Source organism: Actinomycetes bacterium, from assembly GCA_024222295.1.
Lineage (GTDB): Bacteria > Actinomycetota > Acidimicrobiia > Acidimicrobiales > Microtrichaceae > JAAEPF01.
In genome coordinates this window covers 145489-162429 of record JAAEPF010000024.1, presented here as the reverse complement: position 1 = coordinate 162429, position 16941 = coordinate 145489, and the positions used below count along the sequence as shown (strand labels likewise).

At 68.1% G+C, this 16941-nt stretch carries 13 protein-coding genes and 1 tRNA gene; 6 read left to right on the top strand and 8 right to left on the bottom strand.

Annotated features, from left to right (window positions below; translation table 11 throughout):
- Nucleotides 1–15: 15 nt before the first annotated feature.
- Complete coding sequence (locus GY812_08630; protein ID MCP4435545.1) at nucleotides 16–1329, top strand: hypothetical protein; 1314 nt, start codon at nucleotides 16–18, stop codon at nucleotides 1327–1329.
- Nucleotides 1330–1349: 20 nt separating this feature from the next.
- Here GY812_08630 and GY812_08625 read toward each other — a convergent pair whose 3' ends face one another.
- The gene (locus tag GY812_08625) at nucleotides 1350–2099 is read right to left on the bottom strand and encodes an SDR family oxidoreductase (protein MCP4435544.1); all 750 of its coding nucleotides are present in this window, start codon (nucleotides 2097–2099) and stop codon (nucleotides 1350–1352) included.
- A 208-nt stretch (nucleotides 2100–2307) separates the two neighbouring features.
- On the opposite strand from GY812_08625, the gene GY812_08620 reads away from it, so the two are divergent.
- On the top strand, nucleotides 2308–2631 hold the full coding sequence (locus GY812_08620) for a DUF4499 domain-containing protein (protein ID MCP4435543.1): 324 nt from the start codon (nucleotides 2308–2310) through the stop codon (nucleotides 2629–2631).
- Nucleotides 2632–2699: 68 nt separating this feature from the next.
- Here the strand turns inward: GY812_08620 and GY812_08615 are convergent, their stop codons facing one another.
- The 4 genes from GY812_08615 to GY812_08600 form a co-directional block, all read right to left on the bottom strand.
- Nucleotides 2700–3623, bottom strand: coding sequence for a 1,4-dihydroxy-2-naphthoyl-CoA synthase (locus GY812_08615; GenBank protein ID MCP4435542.1), 924 nt, complete (start codon nucleotides 3621–3623; stop codon nucleotides 2700–2702).
- A gap of 47 nt (nucleotides 3624–3670) precedes the next feature.
- Nucleotides 3671–4951, bottom strand: a complete 1281-nt coding sequence (locus tag GY812_08610) for a chloride channel protein (protein ID MCP4435541.1) — start codon at nucleotides 4949–4951, stop codon at nucleotides 3671–3673.
- A gap of 63 nt (nucleotides 4952–5014) precedes the next feature.
- The gene (locus GY812_08605) at nucleotides 5015–5455 is read right to left on the bottom strand and encodes a nitroreductase family deazaflavin-dependent oxidoreductase (GenBank protein MCP4435540.1); all 441 of its coding nucleotides are present in this window, start codon (nucleotides 5453–5455) and stop codon (nucleotides 5015–5017) included.
- Between the two features lie 35 nt (nucleotides 5456–5490).
- A complete protein-coding gene (locus tag GY812_08600) occupies nucleotides 5491–6831 on the bottom strand; it encodes an aspartate aminotransferase family protein (GenBank protein MCP4435539.1) in 1341 nt (446 codons plus the stop codon).
- 98 nt (nucleotides 6832–6929) lie between these two features.
- Between GY812_08600 and GY812_08595 the strand changes: the two genes are divergently transcribed.
- From GY812_08595 to GY812_08580, 4 genes are all read left to right on the top strand, one after another.
- Nucleotides 6930–7658 (top strand): enoyl-CoA hydratase/isomerase family protein, encoded by a 729-nt coding sequence (locus GY812_08595; protein MCP4435538.1) that lies wholly within the window; start codon nucleotides 6930–6932, stop codon nucleotides 7656–7658.
- Nucleotides 7659–7695: 37 nt separating this feature from the next.
- Entirely contained in the window at nucleotides 7696–8856 is a 1161-nt protein-coding gene (locus GY812_08590; protein ID MCP4435537.1) for a sterol desaturase family protein, read from the top strand.
- 15 nt (nucleotides 8857–8871) lie between these two features.
- Complete coding sequence (locus GY812_08585) at nucleotides 8872–9327, top strand: hypothetical protein (protein ID MCP4435536.1); 456 nt, start codon at nucleotides 8872–8874, stop codon at nucleotides 9325–9327.
- 75 nt (nucleotides 9328–9402) lie between these two features.
- A tRNA-Ala gene (locus GY812_08580) sits at nucleotides 9403–9479 on the top strand.
- A 77-nt stretch (nucleotides 9480–9556) separates the two neighbouring features.
- On the opposite strand, the gene GY812_08575 is transcribed toward GY812_08580, so the two are convergent.
- From GY812_08575 to GY812_08565, 3 genes are read right to left on the bottom strand one after another with little or no spacing between them, the layout of a single operon-like run.
- On the bottom strand, nucleotides 9557–13552 hold the full coding sequence (locus GY812_08575) for an ATP-binding cassette domain-containing protein (protein ID MCP4435535.1): 3996 nt from the start codon (nucleotides 13550–13552) through the stop codon (nucleotides 9557–9559).
- Nucleotides 13549–15300, bottom strand: coding sequence for an ABC transporter substrate-binding protein (locus GY812_08570; GenBank protein MCP4435534.1), 1752 nt, complete (start codon nucleotides 15298–15300; stop codon nucleotides 13549–13551). Before GY812_08570 ends, GY812_08575 begins: the two co-directional genes overlap by 4 nt.
- 34 nt (nucleotides 15301–15334) lie before the next feature.
- Complete coding sequence (locus tag GY812_08565; protein ID MCP4435533.1) at nucleotides 15335–16906, bottom strand: hypothetical protein; 1572 nt, start codon at nucleotides 16904–16906, stop codon at nucleotides 15335–15337.
- Between the last annotated feature and the right edge of the window lie 35 nt (nucleotides 16907–16941).

Sequence of the window (16941 nt, the reverse complement as noted above, 5' to 3'; positions counted from 1 at the left end):
ATACAGCAGGTCGACGTGAGCAGCGACGCCCGCCGCAGGGTCGTCGTGGTCGGCCTGGCTGCTCTGGTAGTGGCGTTGGCCGGCTGGTGGGGCGACCAGTTGCTTGCCGACGGCCGGATACTGCACCTCGGAGCACCGCCGCTGTACGCATGGTGGCGGGCGATCGGAACCGGTGCGGAACCCTCTGCCTGGTGGCCGGCGGTGGCCGCGGCGATCGGCCTCGCACTCGCTGTCCCCCTGTGGTGGGCACGGGTTGTGGGCCACATCCGCTGGGGGTTCGTGCTGGGTGGCTCATGGCTGCTCGGACTCGCTTGGCCCGCGTCACTCGCGGCGATGCGGGGAACGAGCCGTCTGGTCGACCCGCTCGTCGAGGAGCGGTTCGAGTACCTGCCGTTGGCGCGTGAGATCGACTCGCCAGCGGAGTTCGTGTCCGGATTCATCGACCGCATCGCGGAGCTGCCGACACATGTGCGCGGACACCCACCCGGCGCCGTGCTGGCTTTCTGGGGACTCGACAAGGTGCTGCCGACAGACGCGTGGATGGCTTTCGGAGTGCTCGCCATCGCGGCATCCGCCGGGCCGGCCGTGCTCATCGCCGTGCGTGCCCTGGCCGACGAGGCGACAGCACGCCGGGCGGCTGTGTTCGTCGGGATGGCGCCGGCTGCAATCTGGATCGCAACCTCGTCGGACGCCCTGTTCACCGCCGTCATCGCCTGGGCGATCGCCCTCGCCGCGCTCGCAGTCGCGCTACGGGGGTGGGCCGCGATCGTGGCCGGCGGCGGAGCTGGGGTTCTCGCCGGTGGCGCCGTCTGCATGTCGTGGGGTGCCGTCGTGTTGCTCGGACCGCTGGGCGTGCTCTGGGTGGTGTTGATCGCCCGCCGGCGCGGGGTCGAGGCCGGCGTGACGCTGGCCGGCGCCGCCGTATTGCCGGTGGCAATGGTCTTGGCCGGTTTCGACTGGATCGAAGGAGTCTCCGCGGTGCGCGGCGAGTACCTGGCCGGCGTCGGAAGCGTGCGGCCCTGGTGGTACTTCCTGTTCTCCAACCTCGCAGCGTTCCTGATCGTGATCGGCCCCGCGGCGGTCGGAGGGATCGCAACGCTGCGCCGGCGCGAGCTGTGGTGGCTGGTCGGTGGTGCATTCGCCGGCGTGGCCATCGCAGACCTGTCGGGGATGTCAAAGGGTGAGGTCGAGCGGATCTGGCTGCCCGCGGTGCCATGGGTGGTGCTCGCCGCCTCGTCCATCCGCCACTGGCGTCCCCGGGCGGGCTGGGCGGCGGTGACCATGGCGCTCGGCATCGTGCTCGAGTGGCGTCTGCTCACACCCTGGTGAGCCCGCTCGATGCACAGCGGTTACGAAGGTTCTGGGTGCGGGAGCTGGTCGATCAGCACGTTGGTGAACCCGCCGTCGACCACGATCGTCTGTCCGTTGACATATGACGCGTCGTCGGACAGCAGGAAGGCCACGACCCTGCCGATGTCTTGCGGAGTGCCGATCCGCCCCGAAGGCACCATCGCGCGGCGTCTCTCGTGCAGTGCCTCATCGGCGTAGACGGCCTCGGCCATGGCGGTGCGCACCATCCCCGGAGCGACGGCGTTGACGCGCACGCCGCGGTCCGCGAACTCCACCGCAGCCTGGGCTGTGAACGCGCTCACGCCCGCCTTGGCGGCGGTGTAGAGCCCCACCCCCATCTGCGGCGTGATGGCCGCGATCGAGGAGACGTTCACAATCGCTCCTCCGGGGGCAATATGGCGCAGGGCTGCCGACGCTCCCAGCACGACCGCCCGAAGGTCCACCGAGTACACGTCGTCGAGTTGGTCGGCGGTCGCCTCCGCCAGCGGGGTGCGCCGGTGGATCCCGGCGTTGGAGACGAGTGCATCGAGGCCACCCAGGGCCTCGGCCGCACCATCCACGATCGCCTCGATTCCGGACCCCACATCACCGGGGACTGCCACCCCGTCGACCTGGGCTGCCATCTCCGAGGCGGGATCGACATCGATGTCGTTGACCGCCACCTGCCAGCCTCGATCGGCCAGCACCGATGCGATGCCCGCACCGATTCCTGACCCTGCGCCGGTCACGAGTACACGTCGATCGTCCACGCCCTAGATCTACACCGTTCAGGATCGCAGATGGCGAGACCCTGCGGGTGCTGGGAGGACATGGCCCATGTGAACATCGACTCACCAGGCCTGAGTGAGGTGTGGTGCGCCAAGAGTGGCCGAAAGGCACCAGTGGACACCCGGGCAGTCCCGCGTCGCCTCGACCACGGCCCGCCAGGGCGGCCCGCAGCGCGCTACCTTCGGCCCCATGGCGGCAAGCTCACGCAAACCCAACCTGTTCTGGCGACTGCTCGTGCTCGTCGGTGTCGGCACCTCCGCGGTGGTCAGCATCGACGACAACGCGTGGGAGGCATTCGACGAGGCCACCGGCCGCTCGATCAGCCGCGACACCATCCGGGGCCTGTTCACGGGCACGGTGGCGCTCCATGCGCTCGAAGGTGCCGCCGCGTGGCGCGCAGCGCGCAACAACGGCCTCGAGCACCCGGTTCGCTGGGGACTGTCCACGTTCATGTGGGGCTTCCCGGTGCTCCTGCGGCTCCGCCGCGCCAAGCGCATCTCGACCCTCGACTGAGCTCGCGCTCGCTTTGCTGGTGCTGAATCACCCCTGGGGTGATTCAGCACCAGCAAAGCAACCGAGACTCAGAAGTGCCAGGGGAAGGGCGACCAGTCGGGGTCGCGCTTCTCGAGGAAGGAGTCGCGGCCCTCGGCAGCCTCATCTGTCATGTAGGCGAGCCTCGTCGCCTCACCGGCGAACACCTGCTGGCCGACGAGCCCGTCATCGATCAGATTGAACGAGTACTTCAGCATCCGCTGCGCCGTGGGGCTCTTGCCCAGCACCTTGCGCCCCCACTCGAGTGCGAGGCCCTCCAGTTCGGCGTGCGGCGCCACCGCGTTGACCATGCCCATCCGGTGGGCATCCGCCGCGCTGTACTCATCGCCGAGGAAGAAGATCTCCCGGGCGAACTTCTGGCCCACCTGTCGTGCCAGGTAGGCGGAACCGAAGCCCCCGTCGAAGCTGGCGACATCAGCATCGGTCTGCTTGAAGCGCGCATGCTCCTCACTCGCAAGCGTGAGGTCCGACACCACGTGCAGGCTGTGCCCCCCACCGGCTGCCCAGCCGTTCACCACCGCGATGACGACCTTGGGCATGGTGCGGATCAGACGCTGGACCTCGAGGATGTGGAGCCTGCCGGTGCGAGCGGGGTCGATCGCCTCGGCGGTCTCGGCGAGGGCGCCGGAGTCATCCGACTCCGTGTAGCGGTACCCATCGCGACCTCGGATCCGCTGGTCGCCACCGGAGCAGAACGACCAGACACCATCTCGGGGGCTGGGGCCGTTGCCGGTCAGCAACACACAACCCACGTCGGAGCTCTGCCGGGCATGGTCGAGACAGCGGTACAGCTCGTCGACCGTGTTGGGCCTGAAGGCGTTGCGTACCTCGGGCCTGTCGAAGGCGATCCTCACCACACCACAGTCGGCCGCGCGGTGGTAGGTGAGGTCGGTGAGTTCGAAGCCCTCCACCTCTCGCCACGCGGAATCGTCGAAGGTCTCAGACACGCTCATGGGCGGCAGTCTAGGAACCGCCGGGGCATTGGCCCGCAGGCACTGGATCAGCTCTCGGAGGTGCCGAGGTAGTCGGGAGCCCGCTTGTACGCGGTCACCGATGAGTTGCCGGCCACCAGCTCGGCCGCCACAGCCGCTATCACTCCCGGGATCACGAACGTGGCCCGGCCCGTGGTCTCCGCCACGAACATGATTGCCGCGAGTGGGACCCGGTAGCCCGCCGAGAGGAACGCCGCGATGCCGACGACCACGAACAGCGATTCCTCCGACGACGACGCAAGGCCGCCGACGGCCCGGCCGAGCAATGCGCCGGCCACGACCAGTGGGATGAACAGGCCGCCCACACCGCCCCCAGCGACCGAGGCCGTGGTGGCGATGAACCGCAGCCCGAACACCACCACCAGCAACCAGACTGCGAGGCTCGGATCGAGCGCCCAGTTGACGACCCCCAGGCCGTTCTCGAGCGTCAGGCTTTCGTCGGCCACCTGCCTCACGGCCACGAAGGCGGCGATGATCGCCATGCCCGACAACGCGACGCGCACCGCCGGGTTGGTGTCGGTGGCGAACCTCTTCGCCCAGCGCATTGCCGCAGAGAAGCCCCGCGCGGCCAACCCGGCGAGCACGCCGACCACACCCGCTGCGACCAGGTTCTTTCCCTCGAACCCGCGCAGTCCCTCGATGGGCAACAAGGGCGCCGTGCCCTTGATCGTCACGAACACCAGGTAACCCGACGCGGCGGCAACTAGAGCGGGAAGCAGGGACCGCCGGCCGAGATCGTCGCGGTAGGGGGCCTCGAGGGCGAACAGGGCCCCGGTCGCAGGGGCCTTGAAGATCGCGGCAACGCCGGCCGCCGCTCCCGCGACCAGCAGGGTGCGGGCGTTTCCACGGAACTTGGGGGGCAGCCGGTAGTGGATGCGCGACCCGATCGTGGCACCCATGTATATCGAAGGACCCTCGAGACCCAGCGCACCACCCGAGCCGAGGGTCGCCACCGAGGCCAGCAGCCGTGCGCCTGCCTGGCGGATCGGCAGCTTCGTGCCCGGGTCATGGAACTTCTTTATGTACTCATCGGAGGTGGAGGGCGTGGCATTGGGCCCCCCGTAGCGCAGGATCACGGCCGTGAGCGCCAGCCCGACCACGGGGATGAGGCCCTGGGCCCAAACGGGCGCCTCGAGCACGGTCTCGATCAGCACCTCTACCACGATGCTCTCGTAGGCGGCCACGGCCACCCCCGTGATGGCACCGGTCAACGCCGAGAGGAACACCACCTGGCGCGAGCGCACGGCGAGGCTGCGCAGCTCGTCGTACCACCACTGGGGAAGTGTCACGGAGCGAAGCTACCCCGCGCGCGCAGTCAGCCCTGAGTTGGCGCCGCCGCGGCGACCGTAGGGTCAGCGCGGCTCGCAGAGCACAAGTGGGATGTCTCGTTCCGTGGCTTCCTGGTAGGCCTCGTAGTCGGGCCACTGAGCCACTGCCAGGGGCCAGAGGCGTGCCTTTTCCTCCGCGTCGGCGGTGCGTGCACGCAGTTCATGGAGGTCGCCACGGTCCTGGATGGTGACCTCAGGATTGTCGACCAGATTGAGGTACCACTTCGGGTGCTCCGGGGCCCCGCCCATCGAGGCGATCACGATGTAGCGGTCGCCGTCAGCGATGCGTATCAGAGGCGTGCGTCGCACGCGGCCGCTGGAGCGGCCCGTGGTCGACAGGATGATCACCTGGGCGCCTTCCCACTCGAAACCGTCTGCACCATCGGTGTCGAGGTAGCGACGCACGTGGTCCGCGATCGGGTCCCACGGGCTCGGCTCGTAGTCGGAGTCCAGTTCGTCGGCCATGGGGTCGATCCTATCGCCGCCCGCAAAGGCCCGGCTCAGGACCCCACGTAAGCGTCAGCCACCTCGAGCGCCTCGTCGATGGCGTCGAGGCCAGCGACGAGATCGTCCTCGGATATCACCAACGGCGGCGCGAGCTGCAGGCGGTTGAAGTGCGCGAAGGGCCACACGCCGCGCTCCCGGCAGGCTGCGAGCACGGCATTCATCGGCGCGGCCTCATCACCGGAGGCATTGAACGGCACGAGCGGCTCCCGCGTGCCCGGATCGCGCACCAGCTCGATGGCGAAGAAGCAGCCCAGTCCGCGGGTTTCACCGACCGATGGGTGGCGATCGGCGATCTGGCGGAGCCGCGGGCGGAACACCTGCTCACCGAGCCGTGCGACGCGGCCGCAGATGTCGTCGTCTTCGAAGACCCGGATCGACTCCACAGCGGCCGCACAAGCGAGGGGATGACCGCTGTAGGTGAGGCCACCCGGGTACGGAAGCTCACCGAACGTCGCCGCCACGTCCGCTGAGATCAGCACACCGCCCAGGGGCACGTATCCCGAGTTCACTCCCTTGGCGAACGTGATCAGGTCCGGACGCACCCCCCAGTGATCGACACCGAACCAGGTGCCCAGCCGGCCGAATCCGACCATGACCTCGTCGGAGATCATCAGGATCCCGTGGCGGTCACACAGCTCGCGCACTCCGGCCAGGTAGCCCTCGGGTGGCACGAGCACGCCGTTGGTGCCCACGACCGTTTCGAGGATGATCGCCGCGATCGTGTGAGGGCCCTCCATGGCCACGACGGAGCCCAGGTGCTCGAGTGCGCGTTCACGCTCTTCTGCCTCCGTGCTCGATCCGAACTCCGAGCGGTACTGGTAGGGCCCGAAGAAGTGCACCGCACCCGGCACGGTCGGCTCGCTACCCCAGCGGCGCGGTTCGCCGGTGGAGGCAATCGCCCCGGCGGTAGCGCCGTGGTAGCTGCGGTAGGCGGACAGCACCTTGTGGCGACCTGTGTGGATCTTGGCCATCCGCAGGGCGTTCTCGACCGCCTCGGCGCCGCCATTGGTGAAGAACACCTTCTCCAGCCCGGCGGGAGCGTGCGAGATGATCAGTTCGGCAGCCTCGGAACGTGTGGCATTGGCGAAGGTCGGTGCGATCGTGCAGAGCACACCCGCCTGCTCGCGGATCGCCTCGACCATGCGCGGGTGCTGGTGGCCAAGGTTGAGGTTGACCAGCTGCGACGAGAAGTCGAGGTATGTGTTGCCGTCCTCGTCCCAGAACCTCACGCCTTCGCCGCCGGCCACCGGCAGTGGCGAAATCAGGTCCTGCGCTGACCACGAATGGAATACAGACCTCTTGTCGGCTGCGGTCGCTTCGGCGTTGCTGGTCATGTTCACCTCGGGTATCGGATCGGCCCTCGCGCCCGGGAGGGGCCACACAGCGTCGCAGCGCCTGTCGCGGGTGGCAACCGGTGGCGTAGCGTTCGGGGATGGACGACCTCTTGCTGAGTGAGGATTCCGGTGGCGCCCGGGTGCTCACCCTGAACCGACCGGATGCGCTGAACGCCTTCAATCAGGTGCTCTGGTACTCGCTGGCCGCGGCCCTGGAGGACGCGGCCGCCGACGACTCGGTGCGTTGTGTTGTGCTCACCGGCACAGGAAGGGCCTTCACTGCGGGCCAGGACCTCGACGAGATGTCCGACCCCACGGTGTTCGAGGACTCAGAGCCTGGCTACGAACGCCTGATGCCCGTGGTCGAGGAGTTCCCCAAGCCCCTGATCGCCGCGGTCAACGGCCTCGGTGTCGGTATCGGACTGACCTTGCTGCTGCACTGCGACATCGCGCTGATCTCCACCGAGGCACGCCTCAAGGCACCGTTCATCTCCCTCGGTGTCACCACCGAGGCCTCTGCCAGCTTGCTGCTGCCGGCCGCGATGGGCCGCCAAAGGGCAGCCGAGGTCCTCTACACCGAGCCGTGGGTCAGCGCCGAGCAGGCGGTGGCCGACGGCCTGGCGCTGCGGGCTGTGGCTCCCGACCGACTGATGCCCGAGACGATGGAGATCGCCCACCACATCGGAGCGCTGCCGTTGGGGCCGCTGATGGCCACCAAGACGCTGCTCACCCGGGGCCGGCTCGACGCGGTGCGCGAAGCTCGCGTGGCAGAGTCGGCGAAGTTCGTCGAACTGATCGGCGCCATGTCAGGAGGCTCAGATGGTTGACCTAACTGTTGCCGCGATCCCGTTCTACTTCGGCACCATGGGTGCTGAAGCGGCATGGTGGCGCAAGCGACGCGAAGACGGCGGCGCCGCGCCCGGCGACTACGAGCGCAACGACACCATCGCCAGCCTCGCCATGGGTCTCGGAAGCCTTGTGGTCCCGCTCGCAACCCGTCCGCCCATGCGCAACTTCGACATCGCCGGCGGACGGTGGCGGAAGGTGGCGCTGGGAGTGGCAGCAGGGGCCGCCCTCACCGCCGCAGCGGCGGATGCGGTCGCCCGCGCGACCGACGTCGAACCCGGGGAATTGCCGACCAGCAGCACCGAAGCTGCCGAATCCGCTGAACCCGAAGGGCACGCCGAACCCGGCCCCAGCCGCGAGCGGCGGCGCGACAGGGTGCGTCGGCTCGCCCGGCGCGTCGGCGGCTCGGCCGCGATGGCCGCCATTGCGTCTGCCGGTGCGGTCGTGGCCGGCACCTGGGCCAACCGCACGATGGCACACAAGGCGTTCGAACGAAGGCTGCTGCCCGATTGGGGATCAGGCCCGGCAGCCGCCCTCGCCGCAGTCTTCGCCTGGGACGCCATCTACTACTGGAACCACCGCATTCAGCACGAGGCACGCTACCTGTGGGCGATTCACGTGGTGCACCACTCCTCGGAGCACTACAACCTGTCCACGGCGCTGCGCCAGCCGGTGGCTGATGCACTCGGCACATTCGTTCCGTACGGATTGATGGCCCTGCTCGGCATCAGGCCGGACCTCATCGAACAGGCCCGCGGGGTCAATCTCATCTACCAGTACTGGATCCACACCGAGGTGATCCGCACCCTCGGCCCGCTCGAGAAGGTCCTCAACACGCCGTCGCACCACCGGGTGCACCACGGCGCGAATCGCCAGTACCTCGACCGCAACCACGGCAGCATCCTCATCATCTGGGACAAGCTGTTCGGCACATTCGAGCCCGAGGACGAGCCGGTGCGCTACGGGCTCACCAAGAACATCGACACGTTCAACCCGCTGCGGGTCGCCACCCACGAGTACGTCGACATCGTCAGCGACGTCGCCAGGTCCGACAACTGGGACGACCGGATCGGGTTCGTGGTGCGGGGACCCGGTTGGGCGTATGCACGCCGTGACGAACTCGGACTCTCACAGCCACCCGGAGCGGAAGCGGCACCGCTGGAACCGGCCCCGGTCTGAGCAGAGTTCGCCGCCATGACAGACAGCAAGAGACTCGTGGTGCTGCTCGATGCCGATACGGTCGCGGGCTGGCGCCGACAGTCACCCTCGCTCGAGCAGCTGCACCGGGCCCGCGCAGACCTGGTGCGCCAGCATCCCGACGTGCAGGTTGCAGTCGTCGCGGACGCCTCCATCAAGTGGGCCCTCCCCGATTCCGAGCAGGACGCCTTCGAGCGCGACATCGTGAGCCGCGACATCGTGTGTGCGCCCGCCGGCACCGTGGACGGGCCTGACGGCTGGGTCTGCGCTGTTGTGGAGCAGGTGCGCGCCAACGGCAACGACGTCGTCATCGTGACCGACAGGGCGGTCGGAGGGGTTCCGGTCGCCCGGTTGCGCTTCGACGCCGGCCGGTTCAGTTTCGACCTCGCCGGGGCGAAGGAAGTGGAGGCGCGCGCCACCCCACAGTGGCGCCGACGCCGCCGCAAGGGCTGAGCCGGCTCGAGCCGAGGAGTGCCCCGAACCGATTCCGGGCGGGGCAGCGCGAACGCATAACATGGGCAGTCCGTTGGGGGCGTAGCTCAGCTGGCTAGAGCGCCTCGGTCGCATCGAGGAGGTCGTGGGTTCGACTCCCATCGCCTCCACCAACGACAGAAGGCCCACCCTTTCGGGTGGGCCTTCTGCGTGTTCCCGCGGCAGCCGATCAGGAGCACGACCCGACCGCTCAGGACACCGTTGCTCCCGAGCGGTTGATCGCGGCTGCATCAGTGCCGAGGTAGGCAGCGATCACAGCAGGATGGTCCAGCACCTCCGAAGGGGGGCCCTGCACCAGGATCTCGCCGAGCTCCATCGCCACGAGCCGGTCACAAAGCCCGGCGAGCAACGGCATGTCGTGTTCGATCACGAGCATCCCGGCACCGGTGTGCTCACAGATCTGGCGCAGCAGCGGGCCCAGTGCCTCCGTCTCCTTCTGGGCCACGCCTGCGGAGGGCTCATCCAGGCACATGAGCATCGGTTCCTCGGCCAGCAGGCAGGCGAGTTCCACGATGCGCCGGGTGCCCGTGGAAAGCGCCGCCACCGGCGTGTTCGCGTACGGGTCGAGACCGAGCATGTCGACCAGACCCCTGACCTTCTCGAGGGTCTTCTCCTCGGCCACGTACGACGCGGGCTGGCGGGTGGCGTCGGCCACCAGCGAGCGGTTGAGCACAGTCCTTTCGCACGCCACCGCGATCACCTCACTGGTGGTGAGCGATGGGAACAGCCTCGCCTCCTGGAACGAACGTCCGAGCCGACCACGGGCCCGCTCGTTGGGAGCCCAGTCGGTGATGTCGGTGTCGCGGAACAACACCCTGCCGGAATCCACGCTGTGGAACCCGGAGATGCAGTCCATGAGTGTCGTCTTGCCGGCACCGTTCTGACCGATCAGTCCGACGATCTCGCCGGGTCTCACCTCCAGGTCGACATGGCTGAGGGCATTGACTCCACCGAAACGCTTCGTGAGGTCGGAGCACACCAGGATCGGATCGCGCTCCTCGACGGGGATGTCGTCGTGGGGCGCAGCCTCGAGGCGTGTGAGGTCGATCGACGTGATCGCCCTCACTCCCTCATCATCGTCGTCGGAGTCATCGGACGAACCTCCGGCACCCTCGATGAACACCGAACGCAGGAGGTCGGGACGCTCCAGCAACTCGCGGGTGGGACCCTCGAAACGCACCGTGCCCTTCTCCATGAACACGGCCCGCTCGGCGAGCGTGAGCGCAACGTTGATGGACTGCTCCACCACAACGATCGTGATGCGGTTGTCGCGCATCATCCGCACCACGTCGCACAGCGCGGCCACGATCATCGGGGAGAGCCCGAGTGACAACTCGTCGATGAGCATGACCCGGGGACGGAGCATGAGGGTCATCGCCATGGCCAGCTGCTGCTGCTCACCTCCCGACAGGTCGCCCGCCAGCTGGCTGCCCCGGCGCGACAACACGGGAAAGAGGCGGTGGACGTCCTCGAGTGAGTCCTCGATCCGCTGGGAGTCCTTGCGGAACGTCCAGGTGGACAGGCGGAGATGGTCGTCGACCGACATGGTCGGGAAGATCGCCTTGCCGCCCGGCATCAGTGCGACGCCATCGCGCACGATCTGCTCGGCGGACTTGTTGGACAGGTCGACGTCGCCGATGCGGACCTTGCCGTTGTGCGGAGCGAGGCCGCAGATGGCCTTGAGGATCGTGGACTTGCCTGCCCCGTTGGTGCCGAGAAGGGCCACGATCTCTCCGTCGGCGACGTCGAGGGCGACGTCGAACAGGATCTGCAACTGGCCATAGGACACGTCAACTCCACTCGCGGCCAGCAGGGCGGCCGGAGGGTCGCTGCGGAGTTGTGACCCCTGGAGCAGGGGCGCCGCGGCCATGTGATGACCGTTGCCGTTGGCCGCCGCCCCGGTGGGTGTCGCCACTGCGGGAACCGTCGCTTCCGCGCCAGCGGCGGTTGGCGCCCCGACGGTCTGGATGCGCGCAGGGTCGAACGGTGGTGGCGTCGCCGGGCCCGGCGGTGCCGGTGTGTCCGGTGGCTCAGGCGGCCGGTCCTTGGGGCTTGCCTCGACTGGCTTGGCCGGCCCCACCGGCCGACCCTCGAGGTCCATGCCATGGCGCGCCGCGAGGGGGCGCACGAGCCGGTCGCGAACCCTCGCTGCGATGCCGGCCACGCCCGATGGGACAAGCCACAGCACCAGCAGCACGCCGAGACCCGAGGCGGTCAGTCGCAGGATGTCGCTCGCGTCCTGCAGGCCGCGGCCACCGCCCGCCCCGAACACGGCGCCTGGAACCGAGCCGAGACCGCCGATCGTGGTGAGGGCAAAAACGTCCACGGACATCGCCGGCGTGTAGGAACCCGCCCGCGCACCGTTGTTGACGAGCATGTGCAACCCGCCGGCGAGGCCCGCGAGGGCGCCTGCGAACATGAACGCGCTCAGCCGGATCCAGATCGAGTGCACCGAGGCCGCCTCGGCCGCCTTGAGGTTGTCGCGGCTGGCGAGCAACAGGCGGCCGGAGCGGGACTTGCGGACACCGAGGGTGAGAACGACCGCGAAGGCGAGCACCGCCAGGGAGAAGTAGAGCATTGCGCGCTCGGAGCCGAGGTCGATGCGCTCGAACAACACCGGGCGGGCAATCGAGTCGGGCACGATGGCCGGGAAGACGGTCGGGTTGAGCACGAACTCGTCGAGCATCACCGCGAACGCCAGGGTCACCACTGCGAGGAACGGCCCCTGGATGCGCAACGCCGGCAGCCCGATCAGTAGCGCAACCAACACCCCCGCCGTCGTGGCTCCCGCGAGCATCACGAACAGGTCGGTGTTCCAGTGGCTGATCAGGTTGCCGCCGACCATGGCCGCCGCGCCGACGATGCCGAATTGGCCGAGGCTGATCTGGCCACCCCAACCGGTGAGAACCACCAGGCTCACACCGACGATCGCCCACACGGCCATGATCGACGCGGTGAACGAGGCCCCCGGCTGCAACAGCAGCGGCACCAGCACCGCCGCGGCAACCACGAGGACCAACAGACCCGCCTTGGCCAGCCTGACCAGGCTCAGCTTGGCGATCCGTGGGTGGAGCTTCGCTATCAGCTCCGCTTCCTTCCAGCCGCCATCGGAATCGAATGCACGCGATGCCCCCCGCCGCTGGAACAGGAGTGCTCCGAGGATCAGGGCCAGCACCACGACCGTGTTGAACGATGGCGTCTCGCTGTTCCAGCTCACGGTGCGCTCGATGACGCCGATCACCATTGCGGCGGCGAACGCGACCGGCATCGACTCCATTCGCGCGACGATTGCCGCGGCCAGCGCCGGTAGCAGAATGGTGGGGCCCATCGCCGCCGACGGGCTGATTCCGAGTGCCGGTGCCCTCAGGACCAGCGTGGCCGCCGCCAGCAGGCCGGCGAGAGCCCATACCAGGGTGACGAGCCGCCTCACAGGAATGCCGAGCAGGCGTGCACGGTCGGTGTTCTCCGCGGCAGCGCGAACGGCTTGGCCGGCCAAGGTTCGCTGCATGAACCAGGCGAGCGCGCCGACGATCACGGGCACGACCAGCAATGGCAGCATGTCGTTGCCGCTGAGCTTCACCGGCCCGAGATTGAACTGCCACGACGACAGCGGGGTTTCGAACGGGGTCACGATCAGCGGCACGTCCGGGTACAGCGTCTCGGCCATGACCAGTTCGAGACCGCCCAGCAATTGGGCGAGTCCGATCGTCGCAACGGTGAGGACCAGCTTCGGCGCGTTGGCGAACCGCCTGATCACGGTTACCTCCGCCAGGGCCCCTACCCCCAGACCGGCTAGCGGCGCGGCTACAAGCGCCAGCCACCACGGGAAGTCCCACTGCAGGAATGCCCGCACGACCGCCGTGCCGGCCAGCCCTGCGATGGCGATGTTGGCGAAGTTGATGACCCGGTTCGCGCGCCACACCAGGATGAGTCCCACAGCGGTGAGCCCGGTGGTCGACCCGTAGACCAACCCGAGCAACACGATGCCCGGCGGAAGCCCGCGGGGCAGCACAAGCGAGGCAGTGAGCCAGGCCGCAGCCAGGACCACGGCTGTGGCTGCGGCCCAGCGAGCCGCCCCGGATGGCAGCCAGACCCACCCACCGTCGACCAATTCGTCGGGGTCGCTCGCAGGCTGGGGGGGATCGGTCGGAGCGACCGGCGTACCGCCGGGCGGCACGGTGTTCACCCCGCTGCCCGGGGCTGGCCGCCCGGCCACTTGCCGATCGGGAAGCGAGCGTCGCCGTTGGGATTCTGGTAGGCACCGGCGGCCCGGTTGAACACCGACTGGGCTCCCGGGTTCCAGAACACCTCGCGGACGTCATCGGAGGTGCTGTAGTCGTTGGGGCCGAATCCCCAGCTGCCGTAGGGACCTGACCGTTTCGGGTAGGAGAACATGCCTTTCTCGAAGCTCAGGGGATTCAGGTCGGGTCCGGCCATCTGGATGCCGATCGCGAGCATGTAGAGCTGGTTGTAGAGGATGTCGACCGTGATCGATGGCTCATCGGGTCGCACCGCCTTGTAGGCGGCGTAGGCGATCGTGGAGCGCTGTGGTGCGGTCGCGCCCTGAAAGGAGATACCAAATGCGTTGCGCCAGACATCCTGCTGGAAGAGCTGGCCGACCAGGTCTGTGTCCACCAGTGCGACGCCGACCATGATCATCTCCGGGCTGATGTTGGCCGCGCGGATCTCCTGGGCCAGGTAGTTGAGGAAGACAGGGTCACAGCCGCACATCAGGGTGGTGGCCTCGTCGGCCACGAGCTTGGTCGCCACGTCACGAGCCGTGCCTGTGTTGTTGACGTCGATCTTGTACTCATAGCGACCCACCAGCTCCGAACCGGCGCCGCGCTGGTTGAGCATGGCGATGCCTGCACTCACGCAGTCCTGGTACTCCTTGTTTTCCGGAGCAACCACGACGAGCCGGCGGGGCTTGTCCTTCAGGGCTCCCTGGGCATTGACCGCAGGCTTTCCGAACATCTTCGTTGCGTAGTAGGACGAAGTGGCCTCCACCACGGTTGTGCAGTCGGTGAGGGGCGTCCAGGAGTACGGGCGGCGCTGGGTCAGCCAGTCACGCGGCACGTACGGGGCGCCGACATTGATGACGCCCTCGGAGGCAAGCGACGACGCATATGGCGCTGTGATGGCGGACACGTCGGCGAACGCACCGATCTCCTTGGCCACCTTCACGGCATCGGCGCGTGCACCCTCCTGGCCGTTGCCGATGATCTCGTTGAGCGGGTCGCCCTTGCCGTCGTAGATGACCATCTTGATCTTGCGGCCGTAGAACTGGAAGCGCTGATTGAAGTACTCGACCAGCCCCGTGATGGTGCGCTCCACCTTCTCGCGGGGCTCACTCGGGATCTTGCCTGCGGTGCTGGCGGCCTTGGTGACGGCGTCCACCAGGCCGCTGTCGAAGCCATCGATGCGAACGGTGACCACGATCTCCGAGTCGCTGACACCGCGATGGGTTGCACCTCCGTTGGAACCCGAGAACTGAACACAAGGTGGCGAGTAGGGGTCGCCCTTGACCTGTACCCCGCCGCATCCGGCCACCTTCGTGGGGCCCTTGTTGGCGCCACCGGCAGCGTTGCCACCAGCCGCGCCGTTGCCAGTCCCGCTGCCGCCCCCGGAGCCGGACCCGCCGGATGACCCGCTGCCCGAGCCTCCCGTCGAACCCGAGGAGCCCGAACCGGTCGAGTCAGCGGCACCGGCGACCGTGGGATCGACCTCTCCGGTCTCGGGGTCGATGAGGTTGCCGTCCTCGTCGTAGCGGAGCTCGCTGCCGTCTTCTCCGATCATGTCCAACACGCCGGAGACGTCACCGCCCTCGGGGTCGACTTCCTCTGGCGCCTTGCTGGGCACCAGCAGCACCACGGCCAGGAACAGGGCCGTGAACCCGATCAGGGGTCCGTAGCCGCGAAACAGCCTGTCCTTCATCTGCCGCCTCCCACCACTCGGTAACGCATGGTGCTCACGAGTCACCCGGCTCGTCGATGACGTGCTTGGCGCGGATGCCCATGAACCTGTCGCCAAGTGACAGGCCCATCGCGCCAAGCAGCGCGAGGATGCCGAGGGTCACCGCTGCCGCGTTGCTCGCCGACCCGTCCGGTTGTGCGCCTGATGCGACCTCCCGGCTGTCGACAACATCCTCGGGCTCCTCCTGTGCCACCTCGGCCTCGGCCGGTGCTTGCTCGGACAGGCCCGCCTCGGTGATCCCGGCCTCGAAGTCCCCACCGGAGTCGAAGCCGCCGGAGAAGTCGCCGTCACCGCTGTCGAAGTCGTCGAACTCGTCGAACGAGCCGATGTCGTCGGATCCGTCGCCGAACTCGAAGCCGTCACGCACTGTGGGGGGCGGCTCCTGCAGAGGCGGCAGCACGACCGGTTCAGTAGGGGGGCCCGGCTCCCCGCCATCGCCGAATACGAACTGATCCGCGGAGTAATCGGTGTCGTCGGTGGTTACCTCGACGCCTCCGATATGGGTCTCCAGCGCACCCCGCCCCCCGAGCGCGTAGCGCAGGTTGTCGATCACGGTCCAGAAGGTCTCCCGGCGGCAGTCCTCACTGACCGAGTCCTCGCGGTAGGTCTCCAGCAGGTCCGTGTCGAGCAGTGGGAACAGCAGGTCCTTTGCCAACGGGGAATCGATCAGGTCGACCTTGAGCGGGGTGACTGTCACCCCGTCGCCGATCTCGGGGGTGGTCACCTCTGGAAAGGAGATGCGGAGCCCGAGCGGACCAAGGAACGTCTCGTTGATCCACTTGAACAGGTCGAGGTTCTGCTCCAGCGCCCGCCCCGACAACCAGTTGCCGTACACGGATGCGCCACGGAAGGTGAAGGAACCCTCGGCGAGTTCCTCGGCACCCGACTTCGCGGTGGCGGACCACACCGGATCAACGAACACGACCTGTCCGAGGATCTCGATGCGGTCGGCCCGCGACACGGCGTGGGCCGTTCGCACGCCGTCCTCGAACGACACCCACGCCCGTGAGCTTGCGTCGTTGACCCTGAAGAAGCCGAAGTCCTGCGTGAGCGTGGTTGTCGAGCCCTCTGCGCGATCGTTCGTGCTCTGCGCGCTCTGGGTGCCGAGAGCCGTGGGCGAGGACTTGTCTTCTGCCATCTGGGGCAGGTTGACCTCGGATTCGAATGGCCCCTGTGGACCCTGCCCGAACGATTCGGCCACCGTGAGTTCGGGAAGCGTGTCGGTGTCGAGCGCCGGCGGGAGTTCACCATCGCACTGCGGCAGGGCGAACAGCGAGGCAAGGGCACCGAGGTCGACCCCCCTGCCCTCTCCGGTGGTGGTCAGGTCCTGGTAGCCCGCCAGCGAGCGGCCGAACGTCCATCCGAGTGACGCTCCGGCGCTGGCGATGTTGAAGGCCATGGAGTCCGCGGCCGCGTTGGCGCCCCCGCGAACGACCTTGCCTGACGCGTCATCCTGCTGGGCGCCGGCGGTCACAGCGGTGCCGAGGGTGCTCAGCCCGATTGCGCACAGGGCAGCAACCGCGCCACGACGTATCCACCGTGAGGTGGGTACACGACGAACCCCCATTCCCGGTCCCCCTTGGTCTCAGTCTTGCTTTCCGG

Excerpts from the sequence above, each read along its gene's own strand:
- GY812_08620 (MCP4435543.1), top strand. The coding sequence starts at position 2,308 with ATGGCGGCAAGCTCACGCAAACCCAACCTGTTCTGGCGACTGCTCGTG.
- GY812_08615 (MCP4435542.1), bottom strand. The coding sequence starts at position 3,623 with ATGAGCGTGTCTGAGACCTTCGACGATTCCGCGTGGCGAGAGGTGGAG.
- GY812_08605 (MCP4435540.1), bottom strand. The coding sequence starts at position 5,455 with ATGGCCGACGAACTGGACTCCGACTACGAGCCGAGCCCGTGGGACCCG.
- GY812_08600 (MCP4435539.1), bottom strand. The coding sequence starts at position 6,831 with ATGACCAGCAACGCCGAAGCGACCGCAGCCGACAAGAGGTCTGTATTC.
- GY812_08595 (MCP4435538.1), top strand. The coding sequence starts at position 6,930 with ATGGACGACCTCTTGCTGAGTGAGGATTCCGGTGGCGCCCGGGTGCTC.
- GY812_08590 (MCP4435537.1), top strand. The coding sequence starts at position 7,696 with ATGGGTGCTGAAGCGGCATGGTGGCGCAAGCGACGCGAAGACGGCGGC.
- GY812_08585 (MCP4435536.1), top strand. The coding sequence starts at position 8,872 with ATGACAGACAGCAAGAGACTCGTGGTGCTGCTCGATGCCGATACGGTC.
- GY812_08570 (MCP4435534.1), bottom strand. The coding sequence starts at position 15,300 with ATGAAGGACAGGCTGTTTCGCGGCTACGGACCCCTGATCGGGTTCACG.
- GY812_08565 (MCP4435533.1), bottom strand. The coding sequence starts at position 16,906 with ATGGGGGTTCGTCGTGTACCCACCTCACGGTGGATACGTCGTGGCGCG.